The organism is Acetobacter sp. DsW_063 (genome assembly GCF_002153745.1).
Taxonomy (GTDB): domain Bacteria; phylum Pseudomonadota; class Alphaproteobacteria; order Acetobacterales; family Acetobacteraceae; genus Acetobacter.
In genome coordinates this window covers 1-10,992 of record NZ_JOPL01000046.1, presented here as the reverse complement: position 1 = coordinate 10,992, position 10,992 = coordinate 1, and the positions used below count along the sequence as shown (strand labels likewise).

The 10,992-nt window shown below is 59.4% G+C and carries 9 protein-coding genes and 1 tRNA gene; 5 read left to right on the top strand and 5 right to left on the bottom strand.

Annotated features, from left to right (window positions below; genetic code table 11):
• Window positions 1-3: 3 nt before the first annotated feature.
• The 3 genes from HK28_RS08275 to ppa form a co-directional block, all read right to left on the bottom strand.
• Window positions 4-309, bottom strand: a complete 306-nt coding sequence (locus HK28_RS08275; protein WP_233140431.1) for a Sir2 family NAD-dependent protein deacetylase — start codon at window positions 307-309, stop codon at window positions 4-6.
• A gap of 1 nt (window position 310) precedes the next feature.
• Window positions 311-721, bottom strand: coding sequence for a DUF3224 domain-containing protein (locus HK28_RS08270; protein ID WP_198945842.1), 411 nt, complete (start codon window positions 719-721; stop codon window positions 311-313).
• Between the two features lie 143 nt (window positions 722-864).
• A complete protein-coding gene (gene ppa / locus HK28_RS08265; protein WP_026397110.1) occupies window positions 865-1,389 on the bottom strand; it encodes an inorganic diphosphatase in 525 nt (174 codons plus the stop codon).
• Window positions 1,390-1,530: 141 nt separating this feature from the next.
• Between ppa and HK28_RS08260 the strand changes: the two genes are divergently transcribed.
• The 3 genes from HK28_RS08260 to HK28_RS08250 all read left to right on the top strand — a co-directional run bounded on the left by HK28_RS08260 (window position 1,531) and on the right by HK28_RS08250 (window position 3,977).
• Window positions 1,531-1,604, top strand: a tRNA-Ile gene (locus HK28_RS08260).
• A 77-nt stretch (window positions 1,605-1,681) separates the two neighbouring features.
• On the top strand, window positions 1,682-3,361 hold the full coding sequence (gene ettA, locus HK28_RS08255) for an energy-dependent translational throttle protein EttA (protein ID WP_086644120.1): 1,680 nt from the start codon (window positions 1,682-1,684) through the stop codon (window positions 3,359-3,361).
• A gap of 106 nt (window positions 3,362-3,467) precedes the next feature.
• Window positions 3,468-3,977: a GNAT family N-acetyltransferase gene (locus HK28_RS08250; protein ID WP_086644122.1), complete on the top strand. Its 510-nt coding sequence runs from the start codon at window positions 3,468-3,470 to the stop codon at window positions 3,975-3,977.
• 215 nt (window positions 3,978-4,192) lie between these two features.
• Here HK28_RS08250 and HK28_RS08245 read toward each other — a convergent pair whose 3' ends face one another.
• A complete protein-coding gene (locus tag HK28_RS08245; RefSeq protein ID WP_158093424.1) occupies window positions 4,193-5,260 on the bottom strand; it encodes an acyltransferase in 1,068 nt (355 codons plus the stop codon).
• 529 nt (window positions 5,261-5,789) lie between these two features.
• A complete protein-coding gene (locus HK28_RS08240) occupies window positions 5,790-8,399 on the bottom strand; it encodes a GDSL-type esterase/lipase family protein (RefSeq protein WP_086644118.1) in 2,610 nt (869 codons plus the stop codon).
• 569 nt (window positions 8,400-8,968) lie between these two features.
• On the opposite strand from HK28_RS08240, the gene HK28_RS08235 reads away from it, so the two are divergent.
• Entirely contained in the window at window positions 8,969-10,375 is a 1,407-nt protein-coding gene (locus tag HK28_RS08235; RefSeq protein ID WP_086644117.1) for an MFS transporter, read from the top strand.
• A gap of 12 nt (window positions 10,376-10,387) precedes the next feature.
• Window positions 10,388-10,924 (top strand): GNAT family N-acetyltransferase, encoded by a 537-nt coding sequence (locus HK28_RS08230; RefSeq protein WP_198945841.1) that lies wholly within the window; start codon window positions 10,388-10,390, stop codon window positions 10,922-10,924.
• Window positions 10,925-10,992: the final 68 nt, after the last annotated feature.

Genomic DNA, 10,992 nt, shown 5'->3' with positions numbered 1-10,992 from the left:
GAATCACAGAGCCGGTTTCAAAACCAGGGGGTTTTTCGAACACTCCAGCTGTCGCCAGCCGATCAGGCTACGCGCCCAGTATCGGCGGCGCACGGCCTCGTCCTTCATGAACGCTTGAAAGGTGACCGGTTGGGGGCGTTTCCATTCGCCGCTCTCGTCACGGTAATCGGCGATGCCCGATTCGGTGCTGCACCCGGCGCCGGTCAGCACGAAGATTCGCTGGTGATTGTCAATGAAGGCGCGCAGGCCACCGTTATTGGCGGAGACGGGCTGGGTCTCTGTGGCGGCGTCGGAGACGGGCGTCGCCACGTCACTCCGTCTCGGGCTTGAAGCCGTAGTCGAAGCTGTAGCGATGCGAGCCATCGGACTGGTCGATCGTCATCGAACCGTAGAGGCCTGTCAGATCACCGGTCCCGGAGTCGGGCACGACGGTGACGCTGCTCTCGGCTCGTCCGCGGGTCAGCGTTCCAGAATGCTGCAGCGCGAACGTGCCATCCCGTCCATTCAGGCGCCCCGAGATTCGCTCCATCGCGACGTAGCCGGCGGAACCCGGCGTGTCCGTACGGGCGCCGAACATCCCGCCGGACGACGCGCCTTCGAGATCGCCTTGAAAGCGTTTGGTGAAGGATAGGCGGCTGAACAACCGGTCGAACTCGGCTTCAGGACGGAGATCGACGGTGAATGTGCCAACGGCGTGAGCCGTCATGTTCGGCGGAGTCATGGGGAGCCGCTCTCCTTGCTGGTTCAGGGCAGGCTTCCGTAACGGAAACGCGATCCACCATAGGGCCGAACGAAGCGGGGGCGCCAGCGGCTAAAGAGAGCGTGTCGGCGCCATGTCGGCGCCGAACATCAGTTTTCCGGGAATTATTTTTTTGCGGCTTCGAGCGCCGCCTTGATCAGTTCCCCGGCGCGCTCCTTGTCGCCCCAGCCGGTGACTTTCACCCACTTGCCCTTTTCCAGATCCTTATAGCGTGTGAAAAAGTGCTCGATGGCCTTCACGGTGATTTCGGGCAGGTCCTCGATCTTCTCGACCTTCGAGAACTGCGGGTGGATCTTGTCGTGCGGCACGCACAGGATCTTCTCGTCCTGTCCGGCCTCGTCCTCCATCAGCAGCACGCCGATGGGACGCGCACGGATCACGCTGCCCGGCACGACGGCCTGAGGCGTCAGCACCATCGCGTCGGCCGGATCGCCGTCGGCGGCCAGCGTGCCAGGGATGAAGCCGTAGGCTGCAGGGTAGGCCATCGGCGTGAACAGGAAGCGGTCGACGAACAGGGCGCCGCTCTCCTTGTCGATCTCGTATTTGACCGACGAGCCCTGAGGGATCTCGATCACGACGTTGATGTCGTTCGGCACGTCCTTGCCGGGGGAGAGTTTCGAGACGTCCATGGGTCGCTCCGTCAGAAGAATTTGTGGCCCGAAAATCGGCTCGCAGACCCTATCCGCGCTGTTTCTTGTTGCCAAGCGGGCGCCATGTGCGGGTTGCGTCTTGCAAAATGCTTCTGGTTGAGCGAATCAGGGGCCGCCTGCGCGCCCGTAGCTCAATTGGTTAGAGCGGGCCGCTCATAACGGCTTGGTTGCGGGTTCAAGTCCTGCCGGGCGCAGGCGCATGTCCGACCTGCCGTATTATACTTTACGTTCAGGCGCGGTCCCTCTGGTCCCCTTCTCAGGAGTTCGTCCCATGGCGGCTTATCAATATGTCTATGTGATGAAGGACCTGACGAAGTCCTATCCGGGCGGGCGCGAGGTCTTCAAGGGCATCACCCTGTCGTTCCTTCCGGGCGTGAAGATCGGCGTGCTGGGCGTGAACGGCGCCGGTAAGTCGACCCTGCTGAAGATCATGGCGGGCATCGACAAGGAATATGGCGGCGAGGCCTGGGCGGCGGAGGGCGTGAAGGTCGGCTATCTGGAGCAGGAGCCGAAGCTCGATCCGAACCTTACGGTCGGCGAGAATGCGGCGCAGGGTTTCGGTGATCTGAAGAAGGCCGTCGACCGCTTCAACGAGATTTCGATGAAGTTCGCCGAGCCGATGGAAGACGAGGAGATGAACAATCTCCTCGCCGAGCAGGCCGAGCTTCAGGAAAAGATCGACGCCGAAGACGGTTGGGAACTGGACCGCAGGCTCGACATCGCTCTCGACGCGCTGCGTTGTCCGCCAGCCGACAGCCCGGTCGACAAGCTTTCAGGCGGCGAGCGCCGTCGTGTGGCCCTGTGCCGCCTGCTGCTGGAAAAGCCCGACATCCTGCTGCTCGACGAACCGACCAACCATCTGGACGCCGAAAGCGTCGCGTGGCTGGAAAAGACACTGCGCGAGTATACGGGCACCGTCATGGTCATCACCCATGACCGTTACTTCCTAGACAACGTGACCAACTGGATTCTCGAAATCGAGCGCGGTCGCGGCTACCCGTTCGAAGGCAATTACTCGTCCTGGTTGACTCAGAAGCGCAAGCGTCTGGCGCAGGAAGAGAAGGAAGAAAGCTCACGCCAGCGCGCTCTTGCGGCTGAGCAGGAGTGGATTTCCTCCAGCCCGAAGGCCCGTCAGGCGAAGAGCAAGGCGCGTATCACGAAGTATGAAGAGCTGCTGGCGCAGAGCAACGAGAAGGCCAACGGCGTCGCCGATATCGTCATCACGCCCGGGCCGCGCCTCGGCGGCGTGGTGATCGAGGCCGAAGACCTGCGCAAGGGCTTTGGCAACCGTCTGCTGATCGACGATCTGAGCTTCAAGCTGCCGCCGGGCGGCATCGTCGGCGTGATCGGCCCGAACGGTGCGGGTAAGTCCACGCTCTTCAAGATGATCACCGGCGACGACAAGCCGGATAGCGGTTCGCTCACGGTCGGCGACACAGTGAAGCTTGGTTACGTCGACCAGTCGCGTGACAGCCTCGACGATAACAAGACCGTCTGGGAGGAAATCTCCGGCGGCACCGATGTGATCTATCTGGGCAAGCGCGCCGTGGCGTCGCGCGCCTACGCCGGCGCGTTCAACTTCAAGGGCGCCGATCAGCAGAAGAAGGTCGGCGTTCTTTCGGGCGGTGAGCGTAACCGCGTTCATCTGGCGAAGATGTTGCGCAAGGAAAGTAACGTCATTCTGCTCGACGAACCGACCAACGATCTTGACGTCGATACGCTGCGCGCGCTGGAAGACGCCTTGGCGGAATTCCCCGGTTGCGCTGTAATCATCACCCATGATCGCTGGTTCCTCGACCGTCTGGCGACGCATATCCTGGCCTTCGAAGGCGACAGTCACGTCGAATGGTTCGAGGGAAATTTTCAGGCCTACGAAGAGGACAAGCGCCGTCGCCTCGGCGCCGACGCGACCGAACCCAGCCGTATCAAATATCGCCCGCTGGCGCGCTGAGACCCGCGCCGCCTGAGGGGCGGAGGGACAGCTTCATGCCCTGCGCCTCTCCGGCGTTTCGCTTATTGCGGGCGCAGGACGCTTTCGGCGTACGGGGAGGTTGGGCGTGACCGGGCGTTCGTTACGGACGGCGAGGCTGACGCTTGATCCGGTATCGTGGCGCGACATGGATGATATCGCGCGTCTGAAGGCGGATGGCGGCGCGTTCGCCATGATGCTCGGCGGTGTGCGCAACAGACAGCAGGCGGAAGCCGAAATGGCTTCTGACGTGGCTTGTTGGGCCAAGCATGGCGCTGGCATGTTCGCAGTCCGCGAAAACGGAAAGCTTGTTGGAATCACTGGTGTTCACGAACGGCCGGATGGCCGGGGCATGGCGTTGCGGTTTTCGATCTATCCATGGGCCGGCGGACGTGGACTGGCGCGGGAGGCGGCGGCGGCGGCACTACGGCAGGCGCACGCTTCCGGTCTGCGGCGTGTGATAGCCATTGCGCGTGAGACCAACATTGCATCGCGTAAAGTGCTTGGTGGCATCGGTATGCATGTTGTCGATCAGTTCGATCGTGACGGGCACGAGATGCTGGTATTCGAGAGTGTGTCCTCTTCGGCGGACATTTAAACCCCATGGTTTAACCGGGCGATATACTTAGTCTGGGTTTGTTTAATTGGTGATGTCTGGGTGTCTAATATGTGAATATTATTTTCTGAATAAGGAAGTTCTCAAAATGTGACTCTCTGGTCAGATTTCTTGCGTTTGTTTCGAACAATGGCGACGCATTCGAAAACAATGAGAAAGTCACAAAACATTCCTTGCTTTGCGAGTGGGATCACTTTTTAAAACTTTATCGTAGTTGGTGAGGGTTTTTCCCTGTGCAGATTCTGGCGTCTCCGGATGCTCGCCTGAAGAGCAGTGCGAATTGGAATGTCGTAAAATACGAGTGACACCCACGAGAGACATATAGCGGTAATGGCGCTCGCCAAGGCAATTTGGGCAGAAGGCGTGGCGCCGAGTTGCCTGGAAAGCCAGACGTGAACCGGATCGTGCAGCAGATAAAGCGGATAAGACATTTCGCCTATCCAGGAAAAAATCGAGTTTGTTCTGAGTGAGTCGACTGATTTCAGGCTCGCAATGATGAGTGCTGGAAAGCCAAATATGATCGCCCCCATGTCCATGGACAGGTCAATTGCGTTTTGGTGCGTCAGGGGGCATGTCAGGCATGCGATCAATCCTGCGGTTGCTACGGCAAGCCCTCCCGGGATACGAGGAAGGCGATGCTTCTGATGAAAACGCCATATCAACACGCCTGCCGTGTAGGAATAGCCTACTCGGGCGACTGCGCCGACGGCCGTCGTTGTCCGGGCGCCGAGGTCGAGCGTTCCGAAATGATGGCCGCATAAGACCAGCATTACGGCGGATGCGGCCATGACGCCTGTCAGACCGGCAGTTCCCATGCGTCTCAAGAACAATACGTGGCACGCATTGGCGAACAACTCGAACAAAATCGACCAGGTTGCGATGTCATAGGGGTATAACGTGCGCCCCCCGGACACGGCCGGGATGAGAAAAATTTGGGACAGAAACGATAAATTTGGTGAGGCGGGGAGCTGATGTGCGAGATATGCTGCGGCGCAACCGGCACATGTCGAGAGCAGAAGCAGGGGGTATAGACGGGGGAGGCGCACTTTCAACATGAAGTCGGACAGGCGTAGCCCAGCGCTCAGACGTTTTTCATATGCAGCACCCATCACCATACCGGAAAGGGCGAAGAAAAAGTCCACTGCGAGATACCCGCGCGGCGCCCAGCGCGTACTGTCTGCAATCTGATAGTGAAATATCATAACTGCGATGGCAGCGACGCCGCGTAACCAGTCGAGACCGTTGAAGCGTGCGTTGCCCGTCATGTTCTGCCTTTGCTGATAAATCATCGGTATCAGGCGTCATTTCGTAACGAAAAGCTGCTCGTGTGCCGCAATGAAACAAAGTGGAGGATATGAAGCGCTCCCAAGTCAACCCGGTTATAATAAAATCGGCTAATTGGGAGCATATTTCAGGATATATTTGATAAAAATTCCGATTATTACAAAAATATTTGTATAATATATTTTTATGGATCACTTGCTTAGTGTAGATTTTTCGTGCCTGTTTTGGATCGTCGCAGTGTCGGGTTAATCGCAAGATCCATAAAATAACTGATTCATGCGTCGTTTGCCACGCATACTAAAGCTGACAAGTTCACTGCGTTTCCGTTGTGGTATGGAGATGTCGTAACGTCGATGGATATTATTTCGAAGAGGAAAAAATACTGCACAACGCGAACAAAAAATTACGGTGAATGACCGTTGTGGCTTACCGAACGCGTTTCGCGCTCGGTAAGCTGCTGTAAATGAGAGCTGATACGCTCGACTGCCGACGTCCTGTTTCGCGTCGACTTCAGTAGTAAAAAAACGATCGTGTAGCGCTAGACGTCAGCACGGGTGCGAGCGCGGCCGCCGCACGGGGCGCAATTGACGCGGCGGTTGAAATGCCCAGAGGATGGGTTCCGTCTGCGGATGGCATCGAGGCAGTAAACCACCCCGTCGTCGGCGCAAAAGTTACGTTCGTATTGTTGACTGCACCAACGGCGGCCTGCAGTCCGGTTGTCACGGTGGCGAGTTCATTGGCGGTCATATAGGTCGCGCGGCCCTGATATGGTTGGAGGACGACGATACGGGTCGCAGGACACGTGGCGACAAGATTTTGCAGCACAGTCGTCATGGCCTCCTGCACAGCCGCCGCCGTGGCTTTTTTTGCGCCATCGTTCGTCCCCTCGTTGAGAACGATGAGATCAGGAGCCGGTGAGAAATTTCTGAGCTGCCCGTCCCAGAGCATGTTCCACGTCGTCGTGAGCGGCGGAACATTTCCGTTCCCTGTGACTGTCAAACCGGAGCCGGTGAATGCGACGACGCCAATATTTGCGCCGAGCGCCGCCCGTTGCCTGTAAGCCCAGGCGAGCGAGGAATCGCTAACGCTGGCGTCGGTCGAACCGCCAACGGCCGAGATGGACAGATACCCTTCGCTGATGCTGTCGCCGTAGATCAGGACGTTTTTCGTATATGCGGTCATCGGGCTGACGGCCGCACCGAGGGCGAGCGTGAAGCCGGTGATTTTCAGGCTGGTATTTTGCGGAGACCAGCGGCTTTGAGTGCATGTCGCAGACTTGAATTGAATCTCGATCGTGTGGACCGGCCAGGATGCAGTCGCGGCGGGGATGATGGGCGTGATGGTCGCTGCGGCAGTGAACAGTTGCGGCGCCTGTCCGTCGATTGTCACCCAAATCTGCGGGAACGGCGCAAGATTTTGCGTTACGTCGCATGCGATCTGCAAATTGGTCCCGGTGAAGCAGAAGTTCAGATATGCGCCCGGGTTGACTGAGGTCGCGACCTGCGAACTGACCTGCCAGTTGTAGGGTGAATACGTGATCGCTGTGTTGTCGGGCGTTATGATCACCTCCGTGCTGGGCGCGGCGGCGGTTACAGCAAGCTCCGCAGGATCGAGAAGACCGCCGTTATTTGTGACGCTGAGAGCGCCGGCCCCGGCCACCGAAGGCGTGAATGCGAACGTGTGCGCGGCCGTCGAACCTGCGGGCAGCGTCACCGTCAGAGGGGAGAAAACGCCGCTCAGCTGCCAGGAGGGCGTTACGACGACATCGGCGGACGGTCCCGTAGAGCCGTTTGGCGTCAGCGTGTAAGTGGAGGAACTGCCGACAGTGAGTGCGCTGGGGCCGCTCAATGAATAGGTCGTGCTGGTCGTCGCTCCCTGCGGATAGACGACCGAGGATGTGGCGAAATACGCGGCGTCGCCCGATTGATCCGAGCCTTCGATGGCGTAGTAATACGTGGCTCCCGTCGCTCCCGTCGTATCGGTGAACGAAGGCGTCCAGCCTGCGCTGTGATCGCCGACGGACGGCCCGGTCCATGCGAAAAGCGGCGTCGCTGTCGTGCTGGCTGGCGGCAATCCCGCCGCCGTGGTCGCGCGATACAGTCGATATTCGTACCCTGAGGCGATCCCATCGCCGCCCGTCATTGCCGCAGTAGTGGCGATGGTGACTGACGCAGTTCCCGCCGTGGCTGCGACGCCGCTCAGGGAAAGGGGTGCGTATGCTGTGACGGATAGCGCGGGCGTGTTGATGACGCCGCCGCTGTTTGTCGTAGACAAGGACACGATACCGGCTGCCGCAGGCGTATAGGAAAACGAACCGGTCGTGGCGCCGGCGGCGATGCTGATCGTGGTCGGTGAGAACACACCGCCGGCGCCCGCATCGGAAGGCGTGAATGTGACCGCAGAGGTCAGGGCTGCGCTACCAAGTGTCAGAACGAATGTGCTGGCGCTCCCTGTCGGTGCGCGCGCAGGGCCGGAGAGCGCGCTTGTGACAGTGGCGGAGGCGGAATCAGTTCCATCTCCATCGAGGTGATACAGCGCGACGAGCCCAGATTCAGCGCCGGTGTAAGGGCTGGTCGTTGGCGTATAGGCGCCGCTGTCCCGAGCGGGAGAGAAGATCGCCACTTCATCGATGACGCCAGCATTTGTGTATGGTTTGCTTGAGCCTGGGTAGAAACCGACGCCAAAAACCTGCTTGGTCCACGACATGGCCGCCTGCACCGTGGATGAGACGGCGGCGGTGGCGACGGCCGCGCCATCCACCAGTAACTGCATGGTCGCGTTGCTGTAGATAAGGGCTACGCGGTGGCTCTTGCCGTCAGCGTAGGTGTTTGGGCTGGTTATGCTCGCGTTGGTTCCGCCGACATAGCCGATCCACGCCTGTATTTTTCCGGCCGACGTAAAGGCCAACGCGAAAAGATAGTCCTGCATTGCGATAATCGCATTGGTTGACGGAGCGTCCGTATATTCAATGACACACTCAATTTCCAGCGACGTGCCGGCAGCCGAGAACAGGGCGGCGGCGGAGACTCCGGATCCTCCGGATTGCAGGGCCTGTCCGAAGGTCGAAATCGAGCTCGTCGCGAATGTGGCGGCGCTGTTGAGGGTGAGATTATGCGCCATGGGTCAGCGTCCTTCCAAGATTATGATGAAAAACCGCACGCGACATTCGTATCCGGGAAGATGAAAGGTTTTTGAAAACGAAGGGAAGGACATGCAGTGCAGCTCTCGCAAAAGCGGACCTGCCGTTGCGGCCGTATCGACGCGCAGGCCGGTGCTTTTTCTCAATATTTGTTCAAACGGCTCGGTCCGACGCGCCGCCTCCCGACCTGCAGGAATGGCGCAGGAAGCAGAGGGGGTAACAGCGGAACGGTGAAGCGTATTTATCCGACCCCAGAACGATGTTCCGAAAATTCCCGATCGTGTGCCTTCTGACAGCACTGTCTTTATTCAGGTTATTTGACGGCGCAGGTTTTGCGGCGCCGGGTTGTCATTTGTATTGGTCGTCGTTGTCGGCGGAGCAGGCGCATGCGTCGGATCACCATCTGATGACATGCATCCTGCGCAGTATCGTGCCACAGAGAATGCGGCTCCGATAACGGGGATGGCGACTCACGTCGAGGAATGTTCGGCGTCTCGCATTATGCAGGGTCGTCCCCTGTCAAAAAGAAATGTAGTCGAACGGACCTTCCATGCCCGCCCAGACGCCCAACTCCGTCGTTTCAGAGGCTGTCGCCGCAGACGGACTGCCCCCCGCCACAAGAGCAAAGGCCGTGATCGCGGTTTCGCTTTCCCTGCTGCTGGCTCTCCTCGATTATGCGATCGCCAACGTCGCTCTCCCGGAAATCGCACAGGATCTGCATGCGTCGTCCTCGGCGTCGATCTGGGTAGTGAACGCGTACCAGTTGGCAAGCTTCGTCTCGCTTTTGCCACTCGCGGCTTTGGGCGCGCGGGTAGGTTATGCGCGTCTCTGCCTGTTCGGAGTTGTGCTGTTCATGGCGTCGTCGGTTGGATGCGCCATGTCGACAAGCCTGTTGTTCCTGTCGATCGCACGCGCGGCGCAGGGCCTTGCCGGAGCCTGTATCCTCAGCGTGAACACTGCGTTGATCCGATTTATTTATCCTCATGCGGAACTGGGGCGTGGCCTCGCGCTCAACACTGTCATTGTCGGCGTTGGGCTCGCACTGGGGCCGACCGTTGCGGGACTGGTGCTCGCGGTGGCGACGTGGCCATGGCTCTTTTGGATCAACATCCCTCTGGGCGCGCTGACACTCTTTCTCGGCTACGCGTCGCTGCCGCGCGTAGCCGCTCACGGCTCCATGCCGGACGCGTTGGGGGCGTTGTTGTGCGTGATCGCTTTCACGGCGCTCGGTCTGGGCGCTGACGGCCTCGCTCATGGTGCGAGTTGGTCTGTGCAGTTGATGTTGTTGGTGGCAGGATCTGCGGCGTTAGTGGCGCTGACCCAGCGTGAATCTGGTCTCGTCCACCCGATCTTGCCGGTCGACCTGCTTCGCGGCCCAGCGTTTTGCGTCGCATTTCTTACCGGCCTGATCGGATATGTCGCCTCGAATTTCTTCATAATCTCGATGCCTTTTACATTGCATCAGGATTATGGATGGAGTGCTACGGCCACAGGTCTTTTGATGACGTCGTGGGCGTTCGGACTCATAACGTCGTCAACGATGACGCGACGTCTGTCAGACAAGGTTCCTGCAAGCGTGCTGTCTTCTGCGGGCTTGTTGTTGACGGCGGTGGGTTTCGTCGCGTTGCGGTTGCTGCCGGATCAGCCGGGAGCGTTCGCGATCGGGTCGCGCATTTTCGTCGCGGCTTTCGGGTTCGGCCTGTTTCAGGTCCCGAATAATCGCGCGATGATGCTCGGGGCGCCAGCGGGACGGGAAGGTGGAGCGAGCGGTATGGTGCAGGTTTCGCGGCAGGGCGGACAGACGTTGGGAGCGATCGCCGTTGCGGCGACTTTGCGGATTGCGGCGCCGAATGGCGGAGTCGAATGCCTCGACGGCGCGGCGGCTTGCGCCGCATTGGCGGCTTTGCTCAGCGCGTCCAGACTCGTTGGAAACAGGTCTCGCGCGACCTCAGGGTAGGAGCGTTCTTCGTTGTCAGGCTGGAATGCCGCCTCAGGTCTTCTGGTGAGGGTTGGACGGGAAGCAGATGCGCCGTTGCTTCCCGATGTGGAGCGATCAGCCGCACAGGCGTTTCTTCAGGTTCCGGGGTTAGAGTGGATCGCCGCCGATGCCGTAATGTCGGAGGCCGAGCATCGTGCCGCCATCCGTGACGGGGTAAGTTGGGTCGGAGAAATTTCTGGCGAGTTGGTGGGGTTCGCTGTCGCGACCGACGCCGGGGAAGCCCTTCATCTGGATGAATTGTCGGTGCGTTTCGACGCGCAGGGAAGGGGCGTTGGGGCGGCCCTGTTGCAAAAGGTGATTGACGTCGCGGTCCTGCTGGAGCGAACGTCCATCACATTGACGACTTTTCGTGATCTTCCATTTAACGAGAAATTCTACGCGCGCTTTGGTTTTTTGACGTTGACGCAGGACCGTCTGTCCGCGCGTCTGCATAATCTTCTTACGGAAGAGGCGGAGCGGGGGCTGCCGCCGAATCAGCGGTGCGCGATGTCGTTAAGTCTGGGGTAGGGTGAGGCTGGATGAGGAAGCTAGGCTCAGGACTCATTCTTTGAGATAGAAGATGAAGGATGCGGCGA

Excerpts from the sequence above, each read along its gene's own strand:
- ppa (WP_026397110.1), bottom strand. The coding sequence starts at position 1,389 with ATGGACGTCTCGAAACTCTCCCCCGGCAAGGACGTGCCGAACGACATC.
- HK28_RS08245 (WP_158093424.1), bottom strand. The coding sequence starts at position 5,260 with ATGACGGGCAACGCACGCTTCAACGGTCTCGACTGGTTACGCGGCGTC.
- HK28_RS08240 (WP_086644118.1), bottom strand. The coding sequence starts at position 8,399 with ATGGCGCATAATCTCACCCTCAACAGCGCCGCCACATTCGCGACGAGC.
- HK28_RS08235 (WP_086644117.1), top strand. The coding sequence starts at position 8,969 with ATGCCCGCCCAGACGCCCAACTCCGTCGTTTCAGAGGCTGTCGCCGCA.
- ettA (WP_086644120.1), top strand. The coding sequence starts at position 1,682 with ATGGCGGCTTATCAATATGTCTATGTGATGAAGGACCTGACGAAGTCC.
- HK28_RS08270 (WP_198945842.1), bottom strand. The coding sequence starts at position 721 with ATGACTCCGCCGAACATGACGGCTCACGCCGTTGGCACATTCACCGTC.